Genomic DNA, 26719 nt, shown 5'->3' on the forward strand with positions numbered 1-26719 from the left:
TTGCGGTAAAAATCAATATTACAAGGTCAATTTAACTGTCTGAGCCTGGGGCAATGTTAAACCCGCAGAACGTAATTCATCAATTGAGGCCTCTTTAATTTTTTTCAAAGAGCCAAATTTTCGTAAAAGCTTATTTCTGCTTTTGGGACCGATTCCTTTAATTGAATCAAGTTTGCTCGATAAAGCATTTTTAGCATGAGTCCTTCTATGAAACGTAATTGCAAAGCGGTGTACTTCATCCTGAATTCTAGTCATTAAATAAAAGCCTTGAGATTTGGGATCTAAAGGTATTAATTTCAAAGGCACACCATTAATCGGATCCCCATACAAAAGATGGTTTGTTCTGTGCTTGTTATCCTTGACCATACCAGCAACTGGAATATTAAGGTTCAGCTCATTGCGTAAAATATCTTCACAAGCATCTACTTGAATTTGACCGCCATCCATCAAAATTAGATCTGGCATTGGTTTATGTTCCTTAAGTAGTCTGCTATATCTTCTGCGCACTACCTCACGAGTATTACGAACCTCATCGCCACCATTTTGGTGCTCAACTTCACCCTTTAATTTATATTTCCGATAAGAGTTTTTATCTGGTTCACCATCTTTAAAAACGACTAAAGCTGAAACCGGATCAGCCCCTTGGATGTGTGAATGGTCAAAACTTTCAATAACATGACCATAAGGTAAACCTAAAGAAGCAAAAATTTCTTTCTGTGCTCCTTTAGTTTTTCTATTGCCTAATTCCAGCAAGCGAAATTTTTCGTCCAGCTTGAGCTTGGCATTGTCTTTTGCCATATTTAATAAAGAGCGTTTTTGACCCCTCTTTGGCGTTCTCACAGGGACATGCAAAACTTCACTCAGTGCCTCATTGTCAATTTTGGCTGGTATTAAAACTTCTTTTGGCAGTATTCTATTCTTTTGCCCGTAAAATTGCACAATAAAGGAAGCAAATGTATCCTCAGGATCGTTAGTATCTGTCAGTGGATACATTCTAGTCTCACTTCTAAGCAACTTGGCTTGCCGTAAAAAGAAAATTTGAATAGCAATCCATGATTTATCAACATAAAAATTAAATATATCACGCTGAGTATTGTCATTCGAGATGATTTTTTGCTTTTCGACAGTTTCTTCAATGTAATTAAGCTGATCACGAATTTCAGCTGCCCGCTCAAACTCAAGATTTTTAGATGCAACTGTCATTTTTTCGTTAAGATCTTTCTTTACCCAGCCTATATCACCGTTTAAAAAGCTTTTAATCTTTTTTATTTGAGCATCATAAACTGATTTTGGTACCGTTTTAAAACATGCTCCCAAGCATTGTCCCATATGATAGTACAGACAGGGTCTGCCCTGTTTGCCATGACAACGTCTTAGAGGAAAAACTTTTTGAATAAACTTAAGGGTCGCCTGTGCGGCATAGACATTAGGATAGGGTCCAAAATAGTAGCCCCCATCTTTTCTAATAATACTGGTTAATTTAGTTTGTGGATCACGTTCATTAGTAATCTCAATATACGGATAGCCGGTTCCCTGTTTTAGCTGCACATTATAATATGGCTGGTATTTCTTGATGAGCGTGACTTCAAGCAAAAATGCCTCTTTATCAGTTGAAACAGTGATAATATCATAATCACGAATGTTTTCTACTAATTCAGCTCTTCTGCCAACTTGAGTACTTTTAAAATAAGAGCGCACTCTGCTTCTAAGATTTTTCGACTTGCCAACATAAATTACCTTACCATTTACATCTTTCATTAAGTAACAGCCAGGTTTAGCCGGCAAAAGCTTTAATTTATTTTCAATTAACTGAGTTGCCAAAAAATCACTCCCCAAATTCGCTATCATATTTTAACATACAATTTATAATTTGAAATTTGCTTTTGCTTAGTTGGACTTTGATTATTATAAAATTATAATTTCAAAATATAGCTTTACATAATTAAATTTATTTAGAATTAATAAATTAACGTATTTTCTGGCTTGTGCTTTAGTTTTTTATTATAATTAAGATCAGAAAGGAAATAATATTATGGGTTTAACTTTTAAAAAACAAGACGAATTAGAAAAATTATTCGACAAATTTGCCACTGTGCCTGAAGACAAAAAGAAAAAATTAGCAAAAAACAAAGATAAAGTAGTCAAAGATAAAAGCAATTAAAAATGGTTCTCCAATGAGAACCATTTTCTCTTGCAAATTTTACAGATTTTGTTCAATCCATTGCCACACTTCTTGGACATGCAATTTTTGGACAGAACTAAAAGTAAGAACAGCAACGTTATCATGATTTAAATCAAGTTTTCGTTTCAATATAGCAAGTGCTTTGTTTTGCTGACTTTTCTTAACTTTATCAATTTTAGTACAAACTACCAGAATGGGAATATTTAGATATAGTGCATAGTTATACATAGCTACATCATTTTTTGTAGGTTCATGTCTAGCATCCACCAAGATAATTATTCCCTGCAAGTTTGCCCTGGTTTCAAGGTAATCTTGAATCATCATACCAAACTGTTCGCGCTTTTTTTGCGAAACTTTGGCATACCCATACCCTGGCACATCAACCAAATAAAAGTCTTGATTTACTAAATAAAAATTAAGTGTTTGCGTTTTTCCGGGTTGTGCCGAAGTTCGCGCTAAATTTTTACGATTCAATAATGTATTTATCAAACTTGATTTACCAACATTAGAACGACCAGAAAGTGCAATTTCAGGCAAATTATCAGTTGGATATTGATCCTCACGTACAGCACTAACTGCATATGAACTATCTTTAATGATCATTAGCTGCCTTTATTTCGTCATTATTTTCCTGATCATCAGCTTTACGTCTTGTCACATTTGGTTCGGCATTTTTTTCAATGACATCTTTAGTAACTTTCACGTTCTCAATATCAGGCTCACTGGGCGTTTTATACATGATACCCATCATTGCATTTTCAATTATAGTTCGCAAGCCACGTGCCCCCATATTACGGTCAATGGCCAAATCTGCAATAGCTTTTAAAGCATCCGGTGTAAATTCTAAGTTAACCTGGTCAAGCGCCATCAATTTCTTATATTGCTTTACTAGTGCGTTTTTAGGTTCGGTTAAAATTCTAACTAAATCGTTTCTGTCTAACTTATCTAGGGTAGCGATAATAGGAATACGACCAATAAATTCTGGAATCAGCCCAAACTTAACCAAATCCCCTGTTGTTAAATGCTTAGTCCAAGAATCATCTTGCACTTTATTAAGCTCATTTTCAGCACTAAAACCGATTACCTTTTTACCTAAACGACTTTTGACAATTTGCTCTATTCCATCGAAAGCTCCACCAACTATAAATAAAATGTTGGTAGTATTTATTTGTATTAATTCTTGTTGAGGGTGTTTACGACCGCCTTGTGGGGGAACGGAAGCAATAGTACCTTCCAAAATTTTTAATAATGACTGCTGAACGCCTTCACCGGAAACATCTCTAGTAATTGAAACATTTTCAGACTTTTTAGAAATTTTATCAATTTCGTCAATGTAAATTATTCCCCGTTCTGCACGTTCAATGTCATAATCCGCATTTTGCAATAATTTAAGTAAAATGTTTTCAACATCTTCACCGACATAGCCTGCCTCAGTTAAGGTAGTTGCATCAGCTATTGCAAAAGGCACATCTAAAATACGGGCTAAAGTTTGAGCCAAGTATGTTTTACCTGAACCAGTTGGTCCAATCAAAGCAATATTTGATTTTTGCAATTCAGTCGAAGAATCTACATCCATTTGTGTAACACGCTTATAATGATTATAAACTGCAACTGATAAAATCTTTTTGGCACGCTCTTGGCCAATAACGTACTGGTCAAGCTGCTTTTTAATTTCCATTGGTTTAGGTAAATCCTGTGCCTTCTTTAAAGAATCAGATTTTAATTCATCGTCAATAATTCTTTTTGATAAATCTACACATTCATTACAAATATAAACCCCGTTGCCAGCAATCATTTTTTTAACTTGATCTTGTGTTTTGTCACAAAAGGAACATTTAATAACCTCTTGATCAGTAAATTGTGATGCCATTCTATTCCTCCTTGTATCTACAAGTCTAAGGTTAGCATAAAATACGGGTTGTATATGAATTATATGCTTATAAAATAAAAAGGCAGTATGACACCACCTTTTTACTAGGATTTTAAAACTCTACTTTTTATCAGACTTGTTTTCGTCCTTTTTAGTCTTAGATTTAGAAACTTGTTTTGCGTTGTCAGCGACAATATTAATAGCCTTACGTACATTAATGTCATGTGAAAGCATATCATCAGTCAGAGTATTACGGACAGTTTTTTCGTCCATGTTATATTCACTAGCCAAGTTTTTTATTTCCTTGTCAATTTCTTCTTTAGTGGCTTTAATGTCCTCTTTTTTGACAATTGCTTCAAGTACTAGGTTAGTTTTAACTCTTTCTTCAGCATCTTTACTGAATTGTGAACGTAATTGGTCTTCTGTAGTATTAGTTATCTTGTAATATGTCTCAGGGCTAATACCTTGACGCTGCATATTTCCTAAATATTGATTCATTTGCGTATTGATATCTTCTTGAATCATAGCATCAGGAATTTTATCAATAGTAGCATTGGCAACAGCACCTTCGATAGCTGCTTGTTCAATTTCGTCTTGTGCTGCTTCTTCCTTTTGGGCCTTTAAGTCTTTCTTGATCTTTTCTTTTAAATCATCAAGAGTTTCGACTGAGTCATCTACATCTTTAGCAAATTCATCATCTAATTTTGGCAACTGTTTTGATTTAACTTCATGAACCTTAGTAGCAAAATGAGCTTCCTTACCAGCTAAATCTTTTGCACCATAATCTTCTGGAAATGTTACAACTACATCTACATCGTCTCCTGCCTTGTGACCGATTAATTGATCTTCAAAACCCGGAATAAATGTATTAGATCCTAATTCAAGAGAGTAGTCCTCTGCTGAGCCACCATCAAAAGCTTTGCCATCAACTGTTCCTTTATAGTCAATGGTAACCGTATCACCCTTAGCTGCTGCACTCTTCTTCAATACTAATTCGGCGTTCTTTTCACGCTCTTCTTTTAATTTAGCATCAATATCTTTGGCATATACTCGGGTATTTTGTTTAGGTACTTCAATACCTTTATATTCGCCCAGTTTTACCTCAGGTTCAACAGTAATAGTGGCTTTCATTTGCCAATCTTTACCCTTTTCCATTGAAACAGGTAAAATTTGGGGTTGACCTACAGCCGCAATATCAGCTTCTTTAAGTGCTGACTCGTAAGCATCAGGTAAAACAATATTCAATGCATTTTCATACAATGATTCTTCACCATAATATTGGTCAAAAATCACGCGCGAGACGTGTCCCTTTCTAAAGCCAGGAACACGCAAACTGTTCTTTACCCTCCTAAATGCTTGATCTAGCCCACGTTTTACATCAGTTTGGGGAATATCAAAAGTAAGTTCACCGGTAGTTTTATCGGTCTTATTCCATTTTACAGACATTAATTAAATACCTCCAATGTCAAGTTAAATTGCATCTTTACATACTAAATTATCTTACATTAAACGGTCGCAAAAAACAAACTTAGGCAAAAAAAGATGTACTTCTATGAAGAAGTACATCTTTTTAAACTGTTTTTAACGAACTAGTCAAGAATTTCAGTAACCTGACCAGCACCAACAGTACGACCACCTTCACGGATAGTGAACTTAGTACCCTTTTCAATGGCTGCTGGTTTGATTAATTTAACAGTAAACTCTGTGTTATCGCCAGGCATAACCATTTCAGTACCCTCTGGTAATTCAATTTCACCAGTGATATCAGTAGTGTGGAAATAGAATTGTGGACGGTAGTCTGAGAAGAATGGGGTATGACGTCCGCCTTCCTCTTTCTTCAATACGTAAACTTGTCCTTTAAATTCGTGGTGAGTTTGAATTGAACCAGGTGCAGCTAAAACTTGTCCACGAACAACTTGATCACGGTCGATACCACGAAGCAATACACCAACGTTATCTCCGGCTTCACCTAAGTCCAAAGTCTTGTGGAACATTTCCAAACCAGTAACAACTGATTTGAGAACTTTGTCTACCAAGCCGACAATTTCAACTTCATCACCAATCTTAACTGTACCACGATCAATACGACCAGAAGCAACAGTACCACGACCAGTAATAGTGAAGACATCTTCAACTGGCATCAAGAATGGCTTATCAGTTTGACGTTCAGGAGTTGGAATATATTCATCAACTGTGTCCATCAACTTCATGATAACTTCTTCTTGTTCCTTGTCACCTTGTAAAGCTTTTAATGCTGAACCACGGATAACTGGAATATCATCACCTGGGTAATCGTATTCAGTCAACAAGTCACGAACTTCCATTTCAACTAAGTCAATCAGTTCTGGGTCGTCAACTAAATCAGTCTTGTTCAAGAAAACAACGATATAGTTAACACCAACTTGACGAGCAAGTAAAATGTGTTCACGAGTTTGTGGCATAGGACCATCAGTTGCGGCAACAACTAAAATAGCTCCATCCATTTGGGCAGCACCGGTAATCATGTTCTTAATGTAGTCGGCGTGACCTGGGGCATCCATGTGGGCGTAGTGACGATTTTCAGTTTCGTACTCTACGTGAGCGGTATTGATAGTAATACCACGTTCCTTTTCTTCTGGGGCTGCATCGATTTCTGAATAATCTTCTGCTTTAGCCAAGCCCTTTTCTGATAAAACTTTAGTAATAGCCGCTGTTAAAGTGGTCTTACCATGGTCAACGTGACCGATAGTACCAATGTTTACGTGTGGCTTTGTTCTAACGTAATGTTCTTTTTCTGCCATTAAAATGACCCTCCTGTAAATTTGCAAGAAGTCCGTTGAGTAAGTAACGGATAGTTCTCTGTTGAATATTGTACTACTTTCATTGGCAAATGCCTAGTATTTTAATGCATAGAGCCATGCCTAATGAAAACGTCCTTTGCTATTATACTAAATACTTTGAAAAAGTAAAGGCATTTTATCCAATTTTATTCGGATATATTATTATCGATTTTCTCAAACAGCTTTTGATTGCTTCTGCCATCGTGATTATCAATATAAGAAGCAATGTCACTAGCAAAACTGTCGGGATCATCAACATACTTATTTAGTTTAGGATAAAGGCTTCCTAAAATCAAATTAACTTCGCCTAACACAGCCGGAAGTTGACTGGGCTTATGGTAGTAACGTGAACCAATGCCTGAAATAGCTTCACGATATACCGGTTCCTTTTCAAGTAAATTTATTTTTCGGGGAATAAATTCCTCTTCCTGCCCTAATACCAGTACCTTAAATTTATCTTTTAGTCCAAGTCTGAATAAATCCTCACATAAAACCAGTCGCACCGCAAAATTTAAACTCGGATCGATCAATAAGCTCTGGGCAAAATTTTTAAAATTCGACAAATCAAGCTTAAATAGCTGGTCGTAGTCGTATTTTGTCGGTTTAGCTTTTTGCCTAAAAGTAACCATTATTTTCTGTTGAACTGATGAATTAACTGGTTCTACCGAACATGGTAATTCATAGTCAGTTATATTTTTAACTTCTAAAGCTTCAATAAAAAAATGATTTTCACTTAGAATTTTACTATATTTAGCAAAAATTTCAGAATCAGTGAAAAGGTCTTTTTCTTCTTTAATTAATTCATAGGCAGAATAATTCTGCTTGTTCTTAATATAGAAATCACACAAATTAAGAATAACTTCGTCACTGTGACCATCCCTTAAAGCTTCTTCAAGATTTTGAATGGCCTGCAGCAAATCGCCATTTGCCTCATTTCTTTTTGCCAAATTAATTAAATTTTTTTGACTTAGTGAAGTCATCATTGATCTTTCTTGATAATTCTTTGACCGGTCTTATTAACATCAACTGGGTGATGTATTTCCTTTTTTGGTGCATCATTTTTACTATTTCTCTTTTGCATTGCCCGATGCCGGTTTTGGTTTACTTCCATTACTACCGGCAAAACTACTGGCCGTCTATTTGTTTTGCGATAAAGAAACTTTTCCAAATCATTGCGTACATCTTGTTTAATCTCTGTCCAGTCAAATTTTTTGTGCTCGAAATTATTATTGATTGTCTTTTTAATCAGCTCAATGCTGTCACGCATTAATTGCTGATTGGCCTTAATATATACAAACCCTCTACTGGTAACCTGAGGCTGAGCAATAATTTTTTTCTTGCGCCGATCAATAGTCACGACTGCAATAAAGATGCCATCATCGGACAAAACTTCGCGATCGCGTAAAACAATATTACCGACATCGCCAATGCCGGAACCATCAATCATGGTGTCCTCTCCGGGAACAGGATCTGTCAAATAAAGTCGTTTTTGATTAAAGTCATAACTTAAGCAATCACCATTTTTAGTGATAAAAATATCATCTTTTTTGAGTCCTGCCCTGATTGCCAAATCTTTGTGAATTTCCAGTAATCGATATTCGCCAATTACCGGTATTAAAAATTGTGGCTTTATAATGTCAATAAGCAGTTGTAAATCACGGCCCGTCGCATGTCCACTAGTATGTTTTGCTTTACCTAGTTGAATTACAGTACCACCAGCGCGGTAAACCATATCACTAGTTTGAGCTACAATAGTCTCTACTGCGTGAGAAGGCGTTGTGGCAATGAAAACCAAGTCTCCCTTATGAATTGTAATCATACTGTGACGTTTTTTGGCCATCTTTTGTAAAGAATTTAAAGGCTCACCCATTTGACCGGTTTCAAGAATAACCGTTTTTTCATCAGGAGTCTCTTTTAAATCTTTAACGCGCATCAACAAGCCTTTAGGAACATTCAAATAGCCAAGATTCATAGCGGTGCGGACTATTTTGGCCAAATCCCTGCCCGTCAACAAAACATGTCTGCCAGTTTTATTAGCGGCATTTAGCACTTCCTGAATTCTAATCAGGTTAGAGGCTTTGGCAGCGACGATTACTCTGCCCTTGGCATTACGAAAAACATTTGTGACGTAATCGCCAATCTCCTGCTCGGCAACATTGGGCAAGGATGCCTCTGCATTTGAGGAGTCACTTAAAAGTGCCAAAACTTTCTTTTGTCCAATTTCTGCCAATCTGTCTAAATCCGTCCGGTATTTAGGGGCTGCTGAAGGATCAAACTTAAAGTCTCCAGTATAAACAACCTCTCCTGCAGGAGTATGTACATCTATTCCCAATGAATCAGGAATAGAATGAGTGGTCGGGAAAAATGAAATATTGGCATTTTTGAAATCAATCTCTGTTTCCGCATCAATAACATGAAAAAGATTGTTTTTACAACGCTTATTCTCCCTTTTAACTGTTATTTTTGCCAGTTCGATTGTGAGTTGTGACCCAAAAACAGGTATATCATACTTTCTTAAAATATAAGGCAAAGCTCCTATCGAATCAGCGTGTCCGTGTGTCAAAAAGATGCCGACCACCTGATCACCATATTGCTCAAAAAAGTCCAGATCCGGAATAACCAGATCAATTCCAAACAATGTGCTGTCAGGATATTTAAGACCAGCATCAAGAACAAAAATTTCATCATTAACTTGAACAGCGAACATGTCTTTTCCTTGTTCACGAACGCCGCTCAAAATCATAATTTTAACTTGATCAGTCATTATATTTCCTTTTCTTTAATTTGCTATTCAGTTGTTATTTATGGATCATGTGATCACAACGTAAAAAGTATCTTTTTTTATTCTAGCATAAAAAGGTATTTTGACAAAAATAAAAAAGCCGATTCCTAATTTGAACCAGCTTTTTTGACATTTCAATTAATTAACGACGCAAACCTAGCTTCTTGATTAATTCACGGTAACGATTAATATCCTTATTTTGTAAATAACGAAGTAAGTTACGACGGTGACCTATTTTCTTCAACAAACCAACATAAGAATGATGATCGTGTGAATGATTCCTCATATGTTCAGTCAGGTTGTTAATATCTGTAGTCAAGATGGCTACTTGAACCTCAGTTGAACCTGTATCACCTTCGTGAGTCGCAAATTTTTGAATTATTTCATCTTTTTCTGCTTTTGAAATTGCCATATTATTTTCACCTTTCACTAGAATAATTGCCGTTAACAACGTTAACCGTCAGGTGTGAGCGCGCAAACAGCGTTAACGGTTCACAACAATAGTATAATACAGACAATTTTTTTAAAAAGCAAGTATTATTTATCTTGCATCTACAATTATCTTTCAGTATAATCTATAAAGTAGAATTACGATCAATGGAGGTGAAATTTATGCCACAAATTAAATCAGCTATTAAGCGTGTTAAGACTCAAGATGCTACAAGAAAGCGCAATGCTGCTCAAATGAATCAGTTAAGAACTGCTGTTAAAAAGTTCAAGACTGCTCAAGCTGCTGGTGCTGATAACGCCTCCGAATTACACGTAGCTGCTGCTCGTGCATTAGATAAAGCTGCTTCTAAAGGTCTTATTCATAAGAATAAAGCTAACCGTGATAAGAGCCGTTTAGCAAAACTTGCAAAATAATGATCTTGCTTAATTAATAATCAAAAAGACAGAAATGAAATCATTTCTGTCTTTTTATTTACATAAATTTATACACTGAGAATAAATAGTTTTAAAAAATTGTTTTCTTGGTATTGTCCGCTCTTATAATTAAAATCCAACTTAATTGCTTGTTTTAATAGTTTTGCTACTTTGTCCAGTGCTAATCTATTTTTAAGAGCTAACTTCACGCGATAAGGATGAACTCCCAAAGTTTGCACAATCTCAGCTTCACTGCGGCCTCTCTCATTAAGTACCTTAACAATCAAAATCAATTCCAACTGATTTTCAAACACCGCAAGAATCTGTATTGGATTGTTGCCGTTGTGCAGCTGATTACTTAATCTTGCCAAAGCTTCTTGATAATTGTTGCTTAAAGCTGAATCCAATATAGCAAAAATATTTTGTGCCAAAGACAAATCAACATTTTTTTCGACTAATTCAGTCGTGATTTTTCTATTGTTCGCAACCATTTTCAGTTTATTGTAATTACTTAAAACAGTGTCTAGTACTTGATCGCTGCGTTCTAATAAAAGATTCAGAGCAGAACTCGTAATTTGATACCCTTCCATGGAAATCAAATTTCTGACAGTTTTACCCATTTCAAATGGTCTGATTTTGGTTTCCACCACATTGAAATTTTTGATAATAAGCTTAGTAATTTTCTTTCGCCGATCAATTTTTTCATATGAGGCAACAATTACTAAAACATCATCCAACTCTGCAATGTTTGCAAAAACATTCTGCAACTTTGAAATTTGCTTTTGGAATTTTTTAGGAGCTTTTGCAGTTAAAAAAAATGGGTTTTTAATTGTTATTATTTTTTTTTGACTAAAAAGGCTCGACTCAGTGAGATCAGCAATTAATTCATCTAAGCCATCTGAATCACAATCAACAGAAACTTTTTCATATTCAGAAAATTCTGCTTCATGAATATATGAATCAGCAAGATATTCATTTAAGAAAGCATCGTCGCCATTAATCAGCGTATGAGCAATTTTCTTATTAGAACCTTTAAACAAAGAAAGTAATGTCATTTTTTAATCACCGGTAAAAATCTCTTAAATTTGGGCCTCGTAAAAACACCATAAGTCCAAGTAATCATACCACAGTCTTGGGTCGATGCCCACGGAATATGTTGCTCCTGCAAAGTTTCAATTGTCTCCATGTGGGGATGACCAAAACGATTTTTGCGACCGGCAGAAATAAAAACTTTTTCTGGATGTAGTGCTTTTAAGAATTCTTTATTTGAAGCAGTACGACTACCGTGATGACCTAGTTTAAAGTAATCTGCATGCAAAGGATATTGATTTATAATTTCCAGTTCACCTTCTTGACCTAAATCGCCAGTAAAAAGCCACCTTTTACCTGCCAATTTAAATGTTAGAGAAAGAGAATCTTCATTTTTGCCTAAACCTGGCTTAAAAGGATAGACAGTCTGAAAAGATATTTGAGAGTCATTAACTCTATTCCCAGCTAATAATTGTATGATTTGGCTTTTCTTGATTTTACCAATGATCCTTTTTTGAAAAGAAGGATTTTGTATTAATCCTCGAGCTATATATAATTTTTTTACTTTGATTTGACTCAAAAGTGGTCTCAAATCACCTACATGGTCTGCATCTTGATGCGTAATAAATATCCCGTTAATTTTGCTTATGCCTTGAGCCTTCAAAAATGGCAACGTAATTTTATTAATTTGAGGGTTTATTTTCTTGCCGTTAAAATTAAGTTTTCCGCCGACGTCTATTAAATAAACTTTTCTGAAAAACGGAGTAGAAATAAAAATACTGTCACCTTGACCAACATCAATAAAAGTCACCTGTCCCTGCAACGGAAAATGAATTGTTAAAAATAGCAATCCATACATCAGTAAAAGGCAGCCTATGATATTCTTTTTTACTTTTTGATTGTCTGGCTTTTCATTTATCCAAATCAATATGATAGATGTCAACATTAATAAGAATAGGCATTGCCACCAGTTTATTTTGCCAAATGTTAAAAGACCAATTTTGCTGTTAGAAATTTGTGCAATTGCTTTTTCTCCTTGTTCAAGTATTCTTTCAAATAAAAAACTGCATTTTGGACTAAAACTAAAGAGAAACAAATTCAAAAAAGTTAAAGGCATTACGACCCAGTTGAAATATGGCACAATTAGTAAATTGAAGAAAACGGTTAATAGATTAAATTGAAAAAAATAAAATAGAAGCAAGGGCAATAAAAGACTATTTAAAGAAAATGACTGCTTAAATTTAGTCATATGGTTAGTCATTTCCAAACCCAAGGCTAAAATATAGCTTAAAATTGCACCAGTGTTCATCATCAAACGCGGAGCGAAAATTAAGTGCAAAACAGCAGTTAGACCAAGTAAATCACTCTTGTTAATTTGTAATTTATTTATACTAAGGAGCTGACCTAAAATATAGGTCAAACTTGCTCTGATAAAACCAACTTGACCATTACTGAGAAAAATTCCTATAAGTAAAATAATTAAACAAAAAACAAATGTCTCTTCTTGTGTTAATTTTAAAAAATAACAACATGTACTGATTAACAGAGTATAAATACCAACATGCAGACCGGAAATACTCAGAATATGAATTACACCAAGGTCACGATAATTATTTAGTATTGATTGAAATCTTTGACTGGGATTCTCACCTAATATCAGTTCACTACTGAAAAAAGATAAGATTGGTGGCATTTTTTGCAAAAACACTTTTAATTTGAACCGCAAATGATGTAAATAATTCCAGATGCCACGCTTTTCAATTTTAACTTTATAGTTGGTCAGTTTGACTTCTTGAGTAATATTTTTAAAGCGATAGAACCTTTGCAGATCAAATTGGCCATAATTAGAAGCAGGTTCAATCGGATTTACATCACCAGACAAATTATAAAGTACAACTTTGTACCCTAATCGTAATTGTTTTATTTGGCTAGATTTTATTTTTCCAGAAACTTTTATTTTGCCGTTTGCCACTTGACCATCAACTGTGAACCAATCGTCAAAAATTTCAACCTGGTCAGGATAAAAAACTATTACTGTCTTGGGACGGATGGTAAAGTTAGTTTGCTTTTTATCAATGTAAGAAACAAAAAAAGTTATGAAAAGAACGACGAGAGAAAACCATTTTAAAGAATTAAACTTATAAAAAAGTAAATATGAAAGATAAGATCCTATTAATAGACAAACGAGCTTTTGCATTAAGGTATTGCACTGGTAGTACAAGAAACTTAAATCAACCAGTAATAAAGCTAATACAAGAAAAAAGCCGGGTTTTAGGACATCAAACTTCCAATTGCTCTTTAAGGGCGACAAAAGTTTTTTCCCCAATTCCAGATACTTGTTTAAGTTCCTCTATGGATTTAAATTGACCGTTTTTTTGACGATAAGCAATAATTTGCTGTGCTTTTTTCTCTCCAATACCATTAAGTTGTTGTAATTGTGCTACATTTGCGGTATTAATATTTACTTTGTTGCTGGCAGTCGTTTGATCAGCTTTGTTATCACTATTTTCAGCAGAAACCGAGCCAGAGGAAGTAGATGAAACTGACTCTACCACTTGTTCTGCTTTAATTTTTTCACCTTTATAAGGAATATGAATTTTATCCTGGTCTTTTAATATCAAAGCTCGGTTAACCCTTTTCAACTGAGCGTTGCTTTTAATACCTCCTGCTGCAGCGATCAGCTCATTTAATCGTGCTCCATTTTTAAGTGTGTACACTCCTTGATGATTAACGGCACCTGATATATCACAAGTGACATTTTTGGGCTTAGCTGCAGCGATTTCTTTTGTTTTTGTTTTCTCTGAATTTGTTTTGTCTAACAAATTGTCAGTATTGTCTTTTTCACTTTGCAAAAGCTCAGTATTTTCATCGTCAAAATCATTAATATTTTCATTAGATTCCGATTTTTTTATTTCAAACACAAAAACAACCATTAAACATGCTAATCCAATGAAAAAATACGTTTTATGCTTATCAATAAAAGTTTTTAATTTTTCCCAATCCATGTTTTCAACTCCTATTTTTAAGTACGTAAAAAAGCCCAAAAACATTTGGACTTTTTTGATATTTATCAATAATTTTTTTGTAAATAATGGAGTGCATCCTCAAACGTGCGCACAGGAACAATTTTCATCTTTGTTCCAATTTGCTTGGCCGTCTTTTTAGCAAGCAGATAATTACTTGCACTTTTTTTCATTCCTGCCGTATCAGTAGGTGCAAAAAAGACCTCAGCACCAGCACGATCAGCAGCCACAACTTTTTTATCAACGCCACCAATCATACCCACTTTGCCTGATGGACTGATTGTTCCAGTTCCAGCAATCTTATGGCCTTTAGCTAGGTGCTTGCCTGAAAATACTTCATAACTAGTCAAAGTGAACATTAATCCGGCTGATGGTCCCCCTATTGCACCGGCGTTAATTGTAACTTTTGGCTTTGTCTCAACCTGTATATGTTCTACCAGCTGTATTCCAATGCCAGGTTTGCCTGTTCCCTCAACCTTAACAATTTTTCCTTTAAAATTGATCTTTTTCTGTTCTCGCAAGACATTAATTTCCGTTTTAGAGCCTATTCTCTTTTTTTGAAAATAACTGATCATTTCTTCTGTAGAGTGAAATTGATGACCGTCAGCGCCTAAGACAGTATCTCCTACTTGCAATTTGCCATTAAAGCTTGAACCTTTTTGCACCTGCATAACGTAAACACCTTTATAGTGGAGTTTAGGCTTTAGTCCCGCCTTTTTGGCCGCATAATAAATTGCATTTTGTTGACTAGTTTGCATATACCAATTTTGTAATTCTTGGTATTGACTGCTGTTTGAACCACCCAACAACTCAGTTTTTGGAATACGACTAGCATGCTTTTGAGTAAAACTGAAAAGATATTCCCATACTGTTGCCGGCTGACTTGTTTCACTGACTGTCACTAAATAAAAATTACTTGGCGGCTTAACCTTACTTTTTACAAATTGACCAATTGAAACAGCACTGCCTGGCATTTCAATATAATAATTGGTTGGCCAGTTTAAGCCAATAAAAACCAGAAAAAATGCCAAAATAATAAATAGCCATTTTCGAGCTTTTGAAAACTTCTTGAGTGGTTTCTTTTCATTATTCATGTTTGTTATAACCTATTTTTTCTTTTAAAGCCTGTGCTGCTTTAGTCGGCAAAAAACTAGCAAAATCACCATTAAACTGCGCAATTTCTTTTATAATACTTGAGGCAACAAAGCTATTTTCTGGCTCAGTAAAAAGCAAAACGGTACTTATGTCACTAGCCATTTTTTTATTCATTTCTGCAATCTGCTGTTCGAATAAAAAGTCTGTAGTATTTCTTACGCCACGTACAATTGTATTTGCTCTTAAATCGCGTGCAACATTAACAGTAAGCTGGTCAGGCTTTAGCAGCACTTGAACATTTTTCAGATCTTTGACGGCATCATTAATCAAGTCTTCTCTTTCTTCATTTGTGAAAAGATATTTTTTTGCCGTATTGACCATGACCACTACGTAAACTTTATCAAATATCGCAGCAGCCTGATTAATTATATCAACGTGACCGTTAGTGATGGGATCAAAACTCCCAGGAAATATTGCTACACTCATTAGTATTCCTTTCGATAAAAACGAACGATGGTTTTACCCAGGTGCTTTTCTTTAATTAGCTGAAAATTACTGCTTGTTTTTAAAGCCGTTTGATCATCAGTTTCAGCCACTACTACTGCCCCATTATTCAATAACTCAAGGTCAACCATTTTTGCCATATCCGCCGCAATTTTTTGCTTGGCATAAGGTGGGTCTAAGAAAACAAGATCAAATTTCTGCTTTTCTTTGGCAAATTTACTTAAAGCTGCATTACTCGGCATTTTATAGACTGCAAAACGTTCAGGCTCCTTTGTTAAAGCCACATTCTTGCGAATAACATTAACAGCCTGATAATTAATGTCAACTATAACTGCGTGAGAGCATCCCCGAGAAACAGCCTCAATTGCCAGAGCGCCACTTCCCCCATATAGATCTAAAACTGCTCCACCGTTAAAAAATTGACCTAACGAATTAAACAGAGATTCTTTAACCTTGTCACTTGTTGGTCTTGTAATTTGGCTTTTAAGAGTAAATAAATTGCGTTTAGCATACTTTCCGGAAATAATTCTCATAATAGCTGTTCAGTATCTTCCTGACGTTCTTGTAATGTTTTTTCGGCTTCTTGGGCTAATTCTGTAATTTGCTTTTCAATATGATCGCTTGAGAGATCGATTTGATTCCGATTTGATTTTTCCACTTTTTCAACAAAATCAAGTGAATTCAAATCTTGGCAAACTTGTTCAATGTCTTTTTTATTGACATATAAAATACAATAAGCAAATTTCTTAGAAAAATAAACAATATCGCCATATCGTCGCAATTTATATTGATCACTAATTGAATTCAAATAAACAGTCAGACTTTGCCTTTGAATAATATTTTTATTAGCTAAATCTTTTTCAACGCCCATTTGCAAACCTTTCTTCATTTTTAATTCGTTCATTTGCTGAAATATTCAACACAATTCCGATAGCAGCTGACAAAATTATTAAAGATGATCCACCATAAGAAATAAACGGTAGCGTGACCCCAGTTATAGGCAATAAGCCAAGCACAGCACCCACATTAAAAACTGTCTGGGTAAAAATAATTGTCGTTACCCCAAAACATACTAAGGCATTGAATTGGGAACTGGCATGAATACCAACTTCCATAATACTCCATATTAAATAAAAAATTAGACCTATTACTACTAGAGCACCAATAACCCCTATTTCTTCTGCAATTACTGCTAAAATGAAATCCGTATAAGGCTCGGGCAGATAGCCTCTTTTTTGCATGCTATTACCCAGACCTACACCAAATAAACCGCCATTATGAATAGCGTAGTATGAGTTAACCAGTTGTGCTCCTCCCTTTTGCTCCAGTTCAAACGGATGAAGAAAAGAAAGAAAACGACGATACTGATACTTATTTTGCAGAAATTCAGGATTCCATTTGATAATCAGAAAAACCAGCAGGTAAACTCCAACCGCTATTCCAATAAGACATAAAACTGCGTTTTTAGCGGGCACACCAGAAACTGAGAACATGACGATGACAATCATTGCTAAAACAGCGGTACCGCCAAAATCAGGCTCAAGGATAACCAAAAACATCATAAAAGCAGCTAAAATTGCAGGTCTGGACAAGTTTTGAATAATTTGGCCTTTGTTAAAAGAACCATCATGACGATCTAAAAAATAAGCCAAATAAATTATCAAGGATAATTTGGCAATTTCCAGTGGCTGAATCTTAATTATTTTTAAATCAATCCAACCTACAGAGCCATTGACCGCAGCAGCAGAGCCCTTGAAAATTTTTAGACAAATTAAATAAAAAAGTAATAAAATACTGATCCCGAGAAACCAAACAACAAACTTCCGACTCTTGAAAATATCAAGTTTTAAAAAAAAGCAGAGAGCACCAAAAACAAAAACCGCAAAAAAAGCGTACACGGCTTGGCGTTTACCGTAAAATGCCGGATTAAAGCCATTCACCAGCAAAATATCCGAGCTAGCAGAATAGACCATCACTATTCCAAAGACCACTAACAGGATATATGGTAAGAAAATATTGTAATTTAAATGGTGAAGTTTTTGCCGCACAAGCCGACCTCTCCTTCTATAATAAATTAACCTTTATTATAAGCATTATAAAACAAAAAGAGCACCACTTCATCAGTGAGTGCCCTTCTTAAAAAATTTATTTATTTCTTATTACGTCTTTTATCGGCTTTTTGTCTCTCAGAAGTGTTCAGAATTTTCTTTCTTAATCTGATTGAATCAGGAGTTACTTCACAATATTCATCATCATTTAAGAATTCAATAGCTTCTTCAAGAGTTAAAGTCTTAGGAGTTCTAATTGCAGCAGCGTGATCTTTCCCAGCAGCACGAGTATTAGTCAGGTTTTTACCTTTGATAACATTAACTGCGATATCACGGTCACGAGAGGATTGACCGACAATCATTCCTTCATAAACTTCGACTCCAGCACCAATAAACAATTCACCACGTTGCTCAACTGTTTGCAAAGAATATGTGGTTGATTTACCCTGGCTAATGGAAACTAAAGCACCATTTTGCCTTCCCGGTTCCCAGTTCTTAACAACGGGCTTATATGAATCAAAACTATGATTCATAATGCCGTAGCCACCGGTTTGGGACATAAATTCATTGTTATAGCCAATTAAGCCACGAGAAGGAACTAGGAAGTCAAGCCGAGTTTGATTGTTACCGGTAGATGCCATGTTCTTCATTTCGCCTTTTCTCTGAGAAAGTGAATCGATGACAGAACCAACATATTCATCAGGAGTATCCACTTGAACAGCTTCAAATGGTTCACACATTTTACCATCAATTTCACGATAGATAACTTTTGGTCTTGATAATTGCAGTTCAAAACCTTCACGCCGCATTTCTTCAACCAAAATTGAAAGGTGAAGCTCACCACGACCTGAAACTGTCCAAGCATTTAATTGGTCGGTTGGATCAACTTTCAATGAAACATCGGTTCTGGTTTGCTTAATTAAGCGATCTTCCAACTTCTTTGGTGTTACTTTATCACCTTCGCGACCAGCAAAAGGTGAATCGTTAGCGACAAAATCCATTTGCAGTGTAGGTGGATCAATCTTAAGGAGAGGCAAAGCTTCAGGATTTTCAGCTGAAGCAATAGTTTCACCAACAAAAATATCATTAATCCCACTAATGGCAATGATATCGCCTGCTTTAGCTTCCGTAATCTCGTTACGCTTTAAGCCAAAGAAACCGAACAGTTTGGTAACTCTAAAGTTTTGGGTAGATCCGTCACGTTTCATAACAGTGATATTATCGCCAACTTTAACTCGCCCGCGATAAATACGACCAACACCTATACGGCCAACATAGTCATCCCAGTCAAGCATCGTAATTTGGAATTGCAAAGGCTCATCCGAATTATCAATTGGTGCAGGAATTGATTTAATAATCGTGTCAAAAATAGGGTTCATAGTTTCTTCCTGCTTTGACGGATCAGGATCATAAGAGGAGGTACCATTTAAAGCAGATGCATAAACTACTGGGAAGTCAAGCTGCTCATCGTTTGCTCCTAATTCAATAAATAATTCCAGCACTTCGTCAAGAACTTCTTTAGGACGAGCACCAGGACGGTCAATCTTGTTGATAACGACAATTGGCTTAACTCCTGCTTCTAATGCCTTTTTAAGTACGAAACGAGTTTGCGGCATAGTGCCTTCATAAGCATCAACCAATAATAAAGCACCGTCGACCATATGCATGATTCTTTCAACTTCGCCACCGAAATCGGCATGTCCTGGAGTATCCAGAATATTAATGGTTGTATCACCATATTTAACCGCAGTGTTTTTAGATAAAATAGTTATACCACGTTCACGCTCAATATCATTTGAATCCATCGCACGATCTTCCAAAGCCATATGTTCAGGGAGAGTGTCGGATTGTTTCAACAATTGGTTAACCAAAGTAGTTTTACCATGGTCAACGTGCGCTATGATAGCTATATTCCTAATATCGTCTCTTCTTTTTTCTGACAAAAGTATTCCTCCTCCACTCCTCAATAAAAAAACTGTGACGTGGTCACAGTTTCGGCGGCACGTCAAAAACATGCTGATCGAAGTGTTTCATATCTGTATATTTACGCTCATTGATTTTACCACCTAACAGTTTAAGGGTCAACGTTTATCCCTCTTTTTCAAATTAAAAATTTAGTATAGAATAAAAAGCAGACAAATTAGTTTATTTTATGTTACAAATATAAATATAAACTTTTATGAAAGAGTGAATGTAATTGATTTTAATGAAAGATATTACCCGTGACGGTAACCCAGTATTGCGCAAAGTAGCTAAACCATTAACTTTTCCTTTAAACGAACATTATCAAAATTTGGCTAAAGAAATGATGGAATATCTAGTTAACTCGCAAGATCCTAAAATTGCAGAAAAGCACCAATTGCGTGCCGGAGTTGGTTTGGCCGCACCACAGGTTGGTGAAAGCGTTCAAATGGCCTCATTACTGGTTCCAAATGACAAAGGTGATATTGTTTTTAAGGAAACTTTTGTTAATCCTGAAATTTTATCTGAATCAGTCAAGCAAGCTTGCTTAAGTGAAGGTGAAGGATGCCTGAGTGTTGATAAAGTAATTGATGGTTATGTGCCACGACCTGACAAATTAAAAATTCATTACTATACTGTCTCCGGTGAAGAAAAGACCATTCGCTTAAAAGACTACCCAGCTATTGTTGCATCCCATGAAATCGAACACTTACGGGGACATCTTTTTTATGACCGTATCAATAAGCAGAACCCATTTAAATTAGATGAAGATACAGTAATAATTTATTAATTTTAGTAAAAAGATTTTTAGCCGTCATTTTATTGCTTTGACGGTTTTTTTAATAAAGCTGGCAAAACTTGATTCTATACTTGTTTTTGCATGTATGGTAAAATTTTACTAGCTATTGGATGCTTTATGTTATCCAAAATTTGAACGTTTTATTAACTGAATAAGGAGAATACAAATATGATCTATAAAGTTTTGTATCAAAAAGACAAGGTTGTCAACCCTAGACGGGAAACAACCCAAACTCTTTATCTTGAGGCCGACAACATGGTGGCCGCAAGAACAATGGTTGAGGAAAATACCCCCTATAATATTGAACTCATCCAAGAATTGGCTGGCAATTCGCTAACTTACGAAAAAGAGCATGCCGATTTTAAATTAACCACTTTTGAGAGTAAGAAGTAGTCTCTGTGCGTATTAAAAATAATGAAGTCGCTGTAGTTGCAATCGGGGGGTTGCACGAAATCGGCAAAAATATGTACTGTGTACAATACCAAGATGAAATCATCATTATGGATTGTGGTATTAAATTTCCTGAAGATGATCTTCTTGGTATTAATTATGTGATTTCAGATTATTCTTATTTAATAAAAAACCGCAAAAAAATTAAAGCTCTAGTTGTTAGTCACGGACACGAAGACCACATTGGCGGGATCCCCTTCTTACTAGAAAAGATCCCTGAAATTCCAGTTTACGCCACCCCATTTGCTTTAGCTTTAATTAAGGGTAAGCTTGAAGAGCATGGTATTTTAAGAACGACTGAGCTTCATGAAGAACATGAAGATACTGTACTAAAATTTAAGAAATTGACGGTTACCTTTTTCAGAACCACTCACTCTATTCCTGATACATTGGGTATAGCTGTTCATACACCACTAGGTGCAGTCGTTTTCACTGGTGATTTTAAATTCGATTTAACTCCGGTTATGAATCAACCAGCTCCAAACTTCCAGAGAATAGCAAAATTGGGCAACGATGGCGTTTTAGCACTACTATCTGATTCAACCAATGCTGAAGTCAGCCAGTTTACTAAATCCGAACGGTTCGTTGCTAAATCTTTACACGACATTATTACCGGAATACACGGAAGAATAATTTTTGCTACTTTTGCATCTAACTTGTACCGTGTTTCAACTGCCATTGAAGCTGCTATTGACACTGGAAGAAAAGTTGCTATTTTTGGTCGTAGTATGGAAAATGGTGTGCAAAACGGGATTGATTTAGGTTATCTCAATGTTCCTGATGGTTTGATTGTAGATGCTAATGAAATTAACCATACACCAGCAGAACAAGTAATGATTTTATGTACCGGTTCTCAAGGTGAACCTTTAGCCGCCCTTTCTCGCATTGCCAACGGAACACACCGGCAAATTAGTTTACAACCAGGCGACACAGTAATTTTTTCATCGAACCCAATTCCTGGAAATACATTAAGCGTTAACCACTTAATCAACAAGTTAATGGAAGGCGGCGCGAATGTTGTTCATGGCAGAATAAACAACGTTCATACTTCTGGACATGGCGGTCAGGAAGAACTTAAAATGATGGTTCGTTTGACCAAGCCGAAGTACATGATCCCTGTTCACGGTGAATACCGCATGCAAGTCATTCATACTGAATTAGCACAAGCAGCAGGCGTCCCTGCAGAAAATACTTTTGTCCTTGAAAACGGTGAAGTAGTTTGTTTTGGTCCTGAAGGATCAAGAATAGCCGGACATATTCCTGCGGGTGATGTCTATGTTGATACTTCAGGTACAGCTGATGTTGGCAATGTTGTGGTTCATGACCGTCAAGTCTTGTCTGAAGATGGCTTAGTGGTTGTAGTGGCAACGGTTGATTACAAACACAAACGAGTTTTGGCTGGTCCAGATGTTTTAAGTCGTGGATTTGTCTATATGCGGGAATCAACCGAATTAATTAATCAGGCCCAAAAGCATATTTATCACGTTATCAAATCTGAAATGGACAAGGTAGATCATCCTAAAGATAGTGTGATCCGTCATGCAATAGTTGATAATCTTTCAGACTTTTTATATTCAAAAACCAAGAGACGGCCAATGATCTTACCAATGTTAGTTGAGAAAAAATAGTAAAAGCCCGTTTTGAGGGACTTTTTATGTAACGAATGAAATTATATGGATAATAAATTAAAAATACATCTTTTAGTCAATGAAGTAGCTGGTAACGGTCGTGCTAAAAAAGTGCTTGAGCAGACAACTTCTTTGTTAATCAACCAAAATATTAACTTTGACCTGCAAAAAAGTAATTATGCTGGTGAAGCCATTCGTCTCGCCCAACATTATGGCAATCAACACCATTTGTCAAATGAAATTTTATTAGTGATTGGTGGCGATGGCTCACTAAATGAAGTGTTAAATGGGATTAAACGCTCGGAAAATCCTAGTACTCCTATTGCATACTTACCAGCAGGCACTGGCAATGATTTTGCCCGTGCCGCTGATCTGACCTCTGATCCTAAAGTATTACTAGATCACTTTAAGGAAAATTTTGAGCCAGATGAGATAGACTGTGGCTCATTTACCCTACCCAAAATAACAGCTGAACAAAAATATTATTTTGCTAATAGTTTTGGGGTTGGTTTTGATGCTTTTGTTAACCATAATAGTAATATTTCCAAGCTTAAAAAGCTCTTAAACCATCTTAGCGAGGGAAAATTTATTTATGGCCTTAACGTTGTGGCGAGTGTGACTAAACAAGATACTTTCGGAGTTGAAATTGAACGAAATGGTCAAAAAATCTACTTTGATGATGCTTTTATGGTTACTACAACTAATCACCCGTTTTTAGGTGGCGGCCTTCCCCTCTTGCCCAGTGCCAAAATTGATAGTCACAAAATTGACACTGTCGTAGTAGAAAAATTTAGTTTAGGCAAACTGATAAAGTTATTTATTAACTTATTAAAAGATGGCTCACACGTTAATGATCCACAATTTCATTATTTTGAAGCTGACAAAATTAAGGTTACTACCATGAAAAAAGAATATGCTCAAGTAGACGGAGAGGAAATTAAGCCAAACCTTTTTAATATTGAGTTTTCTGTCTCGAGCTTTAACCTTTTACGCTAATCATAAGAATTAAAATTTTTTTATTATAATAATTTAACAAACCAAGCAAGAGATGACTTGGCTTTTTTTGTATCTGAATTACATAATTAATTCACTTTTGTTAGTAAAAACAGATATATTAAAATAATTTACTAAAAGTTAATTTTTATTTATTATATTTAAAATTTAACTTTAATATGATATTATTGAAATTGTTACATCATTATAAATTAGTACTCATAAGGGATGAAAAATCATGAAAAAAAGCAATGTTTTAAGCTCAATTGGTATTTTGGCGGCCACAACCCTAACTCTTACGGCATGTGGTAAAAGTAACAATAATCAGGAAAATAATGCAAAAGAAGCAAGCAAGTTTCCTGCAAAAATGCCTGATAAGCCAATTAAACGGGGTGGTACGCTTAGAGTAGCACTGCAGACCGATACACCTTTTACAGGTATCTTTTCTGATCAATTACAAGTAACTGCAACTGATGCTGACCTTTCCTCTCCTGGATCTGAATCCCTATTTGATACAGATGATAACTACCGTTTCACTAATAAAGGACCTGCAACTTTGAAAATCAATCAAAAGAATAAAACTATTACGATTGAGGTTAAAAAGGGAGTAAGGTGGTCTGATGGTCAACAGGTAACGGCTAAGGATGTAGAATATCCCTATGAAATATTATCTAATAAAGGCACCGATTCTCAAAGATATTCCAGCCAGTTTGAACTTATTAAAGGCTTAAAAGAATATCACGAAGGAAAAGCTAAGTCTATTTCAGGCATTGAAATGCCTGATGGTGAAAATGGCAGAAAAGTCATTTTGCATTTTAAGCAATTAAAACCAGGAATGTACAATAGTGGAAATGGCTATTTTTCAGAATATACCGCTCCTTATCATTACTTAAAAGACGTCCCTTTTAACAAATTACAGTCATCTAATAAGATTAGGAAAAAGCCTTTGTATTTCGGAGCCTATAAGTTAGAAAAATTAGTTCGTGGACAATCAGCTGTTTGGGTGCCAAACAAATATTATTGGCGCGGTAAACCCAAACTGGATAAAATTATTTATCAGGTGATTTCTCCTAACTCATCATCGCAATCAATAAAGAATCATAAATTCGATGTCATTAATGTTGTAAATTCCCAATGGGATGAAGTGAAGCATACTAAAAAAGTTAAGTTTATAGCAGAAATCCCTCTTTCATACTGGTTCATTGGCTTTAAATTAGGTAAATGGGATGCCAAACACAATAAGAGCATTATGAATCATAATAGCAAGATGAACAATAAATCTCTGCGTAAAGCAATTGGTTATGCCATGAATGTTGATGAAGTTACCAAACATTATACCCACGGGCTAACTTTTCATATAACCACCCTAATTCCGCCTCAATTTGGTGACTATTTCAATAAAAATATTAAGGGTTATGATTATAATCTGAAAAAGGCCAACGATATTCTTGATAAAGCCGGATATAAGAAGAAAGGTAAATGGCGTGTTCAACCCAACGGCAAACCTTTAAAGATTACATTTATGGCCAAAGCTGGTGATCCAACACAAGGTCCAATTATACAAAATTATCTTCAGCAATGGCATAAAATAGGACTAAATGTTAATTTATTGAATGGTCGATTGACGGAAACAAATTCATTTTACGACAAACTTAACAAAGATGATCCGCAAGTCGATATGTTTGAAACCGGTTGGTATATGTCTACTGAACCATCACAGGATGGAATGTACGGTGACAGCACCGCAGCCAACTATGATCGTTTTGTGACACCAGAAAATACTAAATTACTAAAGGAAATGGATTCACAAAAAGCTTTTGATCATAAATACCGTGTTAAAGTTTTTCATGACTGGCAACAATATATTTTTGATCAAGCTTACATGATTCCAACAGTTAACTCATACAAAATCAGAGCGATCAACGACCACATTTCAGGTTATTCCCTTAAACCCTCTGAAAATAATAATGGGCATGTCTTATGGTATAAAGTCGGATACATTAAATAAATTTAAAAAGGATAATCAATAACTCAAGTTATTGATTATCCTTTTAATTTTTAAAATATTAACAAGCTATGGTATACATCAAAATAAACGTGTAATCTTTGTCAAAATAACTGTTTGTTTAATTATCTAGAAACAATTTTAAACTTATAGCAATTGAAACTCATTCGCTCCAGTAATTGACTTAAATTACGCTTTTTAAAGCTTTCATCAGAGCTTAAAATCGAATAGTGACCACCTTCATCGACTAAATTATCTTGAGTCAATTTGAAGCCATTATGCTTGTAAAATAATAATCTATTGATTCTCTGAGAATAATTCTTTGCTGTTTTTATAACTGGTTCAATGTCTAAAACAATTTCCTGGTTTGGATGGTTTTGTTTCATCAAATTTAAAATCTGACTGCCATAGCCCTTGCCACGCCAGATTGGGGCAACTGCCAAATAACCAATATAAATAATTTTTTCTGCATAAGTCCAAAAAATTAAACCAATAAAATTATCATGGTCATAGACAGCCTGCAAATTAACTCTTTTCTGCAGTGCCATCGCTAGCAACCCAATAAATGGAAATCGTTCATTTTTGGGAAATGCACTCAAATATAATTTTTTTACTTTAAAATATCTCTTTGTTCCCCATTTAACATTTTTGAACGTTAAAATAAAT

At 35.3% G+C, this 26719-nt stretch carries 25 protein-coding genes; 7 read left to right on the top strand and 18 right to left on the bottom strand.

All coding sequences use genetic code 11. The annotated features are described in order from the left end of the window. Positions 1-18 precede the first annotated feature (18 nt). Positions 19-1821: an excinuclease ABC subunit UvrC gene (gene uvrC, locus H3U49_RS02260; protein ID WP_198179324.1), complete on the bottom strand. Its 1803-nt coding sequence runs from the start codon at positions 1819-1821 to the stop codon at positions 19-21. A 211-nt stretch (positions 1822-2032) separates the two neighbouring features. On the opposite strand from uvrC, the gene H3U49_RS09920 reads away from it, so the two are divergent. Continuing rightward, positions 2033-2161 carry an SPJ_0845 family protein gene (locus H3U49_RS09920; RefSeq protein WP_255528827.1) on the top strand — a complete coding sequence of 43 codons (129 nt, stop codon included), beginning with the start codon at positions 2033-2035 and terminating at the stop codon, positions 2159-2161. A 39-nt stretch (positions 2162-2200) separates the two neighbouring features. Here H3U49_RS09920 and yihA read toward each other — a convergent pair whose 3' ends face one another. The 7 genes from yihA to rpsO form a co-directional block, all read right to left on the bottom strand. After that, positions 2201-2785: a ribosome biogenesis GTP-binding protein YihA/YsxC gene (gene yihA, locus H3U49_RS02265; protein ID WP_198179325.1), complete on the bottom strand. Its 585-nt coding sequence runs from the start codon at positions 2783-2785 to the stop codon at positions 2201-2203. After that, positions 2775-4052 carry an ATP-dependent Clp protease ATP-binding subunit ClpX gene (gene clpX, locus H3U49_RS02270; RefSeq protein ID WP_198179326.1) on the bottom strand — a complete coding sequence of 426 codons (1278 nt, stop codon included), beginning with the start codon at positions 4050-4052 and terminating at the stop codon, positions 2775-2777. Before clpX ends, yihA begins: the two co-directional genes overlap by 11 nt. A gap of 120 nt (positions 4053-4172) precedes the next feature. After that, positions 4173-5498, bottom strand: coding sequence for a trigger factor (gene tig / locus H3U49_RS02275; RefSeq protein WP_198179327.1), 1326 nt, complete (start codon positions 5496-5498; stop codon positions 4173-4175). Between the two features lie 143 nt (positions 5499-5641). Continuing rightward, the gene (tuf, locus tag H3U49_RS02280; RefSeq protein ID WP_045928030.1) at positions 5642-6832 is read right to left on the bottom strand and encodes an elongation factor Tu; all 1191 of its coding nucleotides are present in this window, start codon (positions 6830-6832) and stop codon (positions 5642-5644) included. 185 nt (positions 6833-7017) lie between these two features. Continuing rightward, positions 7018-7851 (bottom strand): tetratricopeptide repeat protein, encoded by an 834-nt coding sequence (locus H3U49_RS02285; RefSeq protein ID WP_198179328.1) that lies wholly within the window; start codon positions 7849-7851, stop codon positions 7018-7020. After that, positions 7851-9635 carry a ribonuclease J gene (locus tag H3U49_RS02290; RefSeq protein ID WP_198179329.1) on the bottom strand — a complete coding sequence of 595 codons (1785 nt, stop codon included), beginning with the start codon at positions 9633-9635 and terminating at the stop codon, positions 7851-7853. The genes H3U49_RS02285 and H3U49_RS02290 overlap by 1 nt, the downstream gene beginning before the upstream one ends. Before the next feature lie 160 nt (positions 9636-9795). Continuing rightward, positions 9796-10065 (bottom strand): 30S ribosomal protein S15, encoded by a 270-nt coding sequence (gene rpsO / locus H3U49_RS02295; protein ID WP_034979304.1) that lies wholly within the window; start codon positions 10063-10065, stop codon positions 9796-9798. Between the two features lie 200 nt (positions 10066-10265). On the opposite strand from rpsO, the gene rpsT reads away from it, so the two are divergent. Then, positions 10266-10517 (top strand): 30S ribosomal protein S20, encoded by a 252-nt coding sequence (rpsT, locus tag H3U49_RS02300; RefSeq protein WP_198179331.1) that lies wholly within the window; start codon positions 10266-10268, stop codon positions 10515-10517. 68 nt (positions 10518-10585) lie between these two features. Here rpsT and holA read toward each other — a convergent pair whose 3' ends face one another. From holA to typA, 9 genes are all read right to left on the bottom strand, one after another. Next, positions 10586-11572 (bottom strand): DNA polymerase III subunit delta, encoded by a 987-nt coding sequence (gene holA / locus H3U49_RS02305; protein ID WP_198179333.1) that lies wholly within the window; start codon positions 11570-11572, stop codon positions 10586-10588. Beyond that, positions 11569-13857, bottom strand: coding sequence for a DNA internalization-related competence protein ComEC/Rec2 (locus tag H3U49_RS02310; protein ID WP_198179334.1), 2289 nt, complete (start codon positions 13855-13857; stop codon positions 11569-11571). The genes holA and H3U49_RS02310 overlap by 4 nt, the downstream gene beginning before the upstream one ends. Next, on the bottom strand, positions 13826-14551 hold the full coding sequence (locus H3U49_RS02315; protein WP_198179335.1) for a helix-hairpin-helix domain-containing protein: 726 nt from the start codon (positions 14549-14551) through the stop codon (positions 13826-13828). Before H3U49_RS02315 ends, H3U49_RS02310 begins: the two co-directional genes overlap by 32 nt. Positions 14552-14616: 65 nt before the next feature. Then, positions 14617-15663: a SepM family pheromone-processing serine protease gene (locus tag H3U49_RS02320; protein ID WP_198179336.1), complete on the bottom strand. Its 1047-nt coding sequence runs from the start codon at positions 15661-15663 to the stop codon at positions 14617-14619. After that, entirely contained in the window at positions 15656-16150 is a 495-nt protein-coding gene (gene coaD, locus H3U49_RS02325; RefSeq protein WP_198179337.1) for a pantetheine-phosphate adenylyltransferase, read from the bottom strand. Before coaD ends, H3U49_RS02320 begins: the two co-directional genes overlap by 8 nt. Beyond that, positions 16150-16701: a 16S rRNA (guanine(966)-N(2))-methyltransferase RsmD gene (rsmD, locus tag H3U49_RS02330; RefSeq protein WP_198179338.1), complete on the bottom strand. Its 552-nt coding sequence runs from the start codon at positions 16699-16701 to the stop codon at positions 16150-16152. Before rsmD ends, coaD begins: the two co-directional genes overlap by 1 nt. Then, the gene (locus H3U49_RS02335; protein ID WP_327059486.1) at positions 16698-17057 is read right to left on the bottom strand and encodes a YlbG family protein; all 360 of its coding nucleotides are present in this window, start codon (positions 17055-17057) and stop codon (positions 16698-16700) included. The genes rsmD and H3U49_RS02335 overlap by 4 nt, the downstream gene beginning before the upstream one ends. Then, positions 17029-18216 (bottom strand): FtsW/RodA/SpoVE family cell cycle protein, encoded by a 1188-nt coding sequence (locus H3U49_RS02340; protein ID WP_198179339.1) that lies wholly within the window; start codon positions 18214-18216, stop codon positions 17029-17031. Before H3U49_RS02340 ends, H3U49_RS02335 begins: the two co-directional genes overlap by 29 nt. A 101-nt stretch (positions 18217-18317) precedes the next feature. Then, a complete protein-coding gene (gene typA, locus H3U49_RS02345; protein ID WP_198179340.1) occupies positions 18318-20159 on the bottom strand; it encodes a translational GTPase TypA in 1842 nt (613 codons plus the stop codon). A gap of 254 nt (positions 20160-20413) precedes the next feature. Between typA and def the strand changes: the two genes are divergently transcribed. From def to H3U49_RS02370, 5 genes are all read left to right on the top strand, one after another. Continuing rightward, the gene (gene def / locus H3U49_RS02350) at positions 20414-20968 is read left to right on the top strand and encodes a peptide deformylase (protein WP_198179341.1); all 555 of its coding nucleotides are present in this window, start codon (positions 20414-20416) and stop codon (positions 20966-20968) included. Positions 20969-21145: 177 nt separating this feature from the next. Continuing rightward, positions 21146-21370 (top strand): DNA-dependent RNA polymerase subunit epsilon, encoded by a 225-nt coding sequence (locus H3U49_RS02355; protein ID WP_034979341.1) that lies wholly within the window; start codon positions 21146-21148, stop codon positions 21368-21370. A 5-nt stretch (positions 21371-21375) separates the two neighbouring features. Continuing rightward, positions 21376-23055: a ribonuclease J1 gene (gene rnjA, locus H3U49_RS02360; protein WP_046332037.1), complete on the top strand. Its 1680-nt coding sequence runs from the start codon at positions 21376-21378 to the stop codon at positions 23053-23055. Positions 23056-23100: 45 nt separating this feature from the next. Further along, positions 23101-24051 carry a diacylglycerol kinase family protein gene (locus tag H3U49_RS02365; RefSeq protein WP_198179342.1) on the top strand — a complete coding sequence of 317 codons (951 nt, stop codon included), beginning with the start codon at positions 23101-23103 and terminating at the stop codon, positions 24049-24051. Between the two features lie 235 nt (positions 24052-24286). Then, complete coding sequence (locus H3U49_RS02370) at positions 24287-26056, top strand: oligopeptide ABC transporter substrate-binding protein (protein ID WP_198179343.1); 1770 nt, start codon at positions 24287-24289, stop codon at positions 26054-26056. Positions 26057-26178: 122 nt separating this feature from the next. On the opposite strand, the gene H3U49_RS02375 is transcribed toward H3U49_RS02370, so the two are convergent. Beyond that, on the bottom strand, positions 26179-26601 hold the full coding sequence (locus H3U49_RS02375; protein ID WP_198179344.1) for a GNAT family N-acetyltransferase: 423 nt from the start codon (positions 26599-26601) through the stop codon (positions 26179-26181). Between the last annotated feature and the right edge of the window lie 118 nt (positions 26602-26719).

The organism is Lactobacillus sp. W8174 (assembly GCF_016100975.1).
In the GTDB taxonomy this organism is placed as follows: domain Bacteria; phylum Bacillota; class Bacilli; order Lactobacillales; family Lactobacillaceae; genus Lactobacillus; species Lactobacillus juensis.

What these genes read in the sequence shown, in the direction of transcription:
- H3U49_RS09920 (WP_255528827.1), top strand. Translation starts at nt 2,033, where the DNA reads ATGGGTTTAACTTTTAAAAAACAAGACGAATTAGAAAAATTATTCGAC.
- yihA (WP_198179325.1), bottom strand. Translation starts at nt 2,785, where the DNA reads ATGATCATTAAAGATAGTTCATATGCAGTTAGTGCTGTACGTGAGGAT.
- clpX (WP_198179326.1), bottom strand. Translation starts at nt 4,052, where the DNA reads ATGGCATCACAATTTACTGATCAAGAGGTTATTAAATGTTCCTTTTGT.
- tig (WP_198179327.1), bottom strand. Translation starts at nt 5,498, where the DNA reads ATGTCTGTAAAATGGAATAAGACCGATAAAACTACCGGTGAACTTACT.
- tuf (WP_045928030.1), bottom strand. Translation starts at nt 6,832, where the DNA reads ATGGCAGAAAAAGAACATTACGTTAGAACAAAGCCACACGTAAACATT.
- H3U49_RS02285 (WP_198179328.1), bottom strand. Translation starts at nt 7,851, where the DNA reads ATGACTTCACTAAGTCAAAAAAATTTAATTAATTTGGCAAAAAGAAAT.
- H3U49_RS02290 (WP_198179329.1), bottom strand. Translation starts at nt 9,635, where the DNA reads ATGACTGATCAAGTTAAAATTATGATTTTGAGCGGCGTTCGTGAACAA.
- rpsO (WP_034979304.1), bottom strand. Translation starts at nt 10,065, where the DNA reads ATGGCAATTTCAAAAGCAGAAAAAGATGAAATAATTCAAAAATTTGCG.
- rpsT (WP_198179331.1), top strand. Translation starts at nt 10,266, where the DNA reads ATGCCACAAATTAAATCAGCTATTAAGCGTGTTAAGACTCAAGATGCT.
- holA (WP_198179333.1), bottom strand. Translation starts at nt 11,572, where the DNA reads ATGACATTACTTTCTTTGTTTAAAGGTTCTAATAAGAAAATTGCTCAT.
- H3U49_RS02315 (WP_198179335.1), bottom strand. Translation starts at nt 14,551, where the DNA reads ATGGATTGGGAAAAATTAAAAACTTTTATTGATAAGCATAAAACGTAT.
- H3U49_RS02320 (WP_198179336.1), bottom strand. Translation starts at nt 15,663, where the DNA reads ATGAATAATGAAAAGAAACCACTCAAGAAGTTTTCAAAAGCTCGAAAA.
- coaD (WP_198179337.1), bottom strand. Translation starts at nt 16,150, where the DNA reads ATGAGTGTAGCAATATTTCCTGGGAGTTTTGATCCCATCACTAACGGT.
- rsmD (WP_198179338.1), bottom strand. Translation starts at nt 16,701, where the DNA reads ATGAGAATTATTTCCGGAAAGTATGCTAAACGCAATTTATTTACTCTT.
- H3U49_RS02335 (WP_327059486.1), bottom strand. Translation starts at nt 17,057, where the DNA reads ATGAAGAAAGGTTTGCAAATGGGCGTTGAAAAAGATTTAGCTAATAAA.
- H3U49_RS02355 (WP_034979341.1), top strand. Translation starts at nt 21,146, where the DNA reads ATGATCTATAAAGTTTTGTATCAAAAAGACAAGGTTGTCAACCCTAGA.
- H3U49_RS02365 (WP_198179342.1), top strand. Translation starts at nt 23,101, where the DNA reads ATGGATAATAAATTAAAAATACATCTTTTAGTCAATGAAGTAGCTGGT.
- H3U49_RS02370 (WP_198179343.1), top strand. Translation starts at nt 24,287, where the DNA reads ATGAAAAAAAGCAATGTTTTAAGCTCAATTGGTATTTTGGCGGCCACA.
- H3U49_RS02375 (WP_198179344.1), bottom strand. Translation starts at nt 26,601, where the DNA reads ATGGCACTGCAGAAAAGAGTTAATTTGCAGGCTGTCTATGACCATGAT.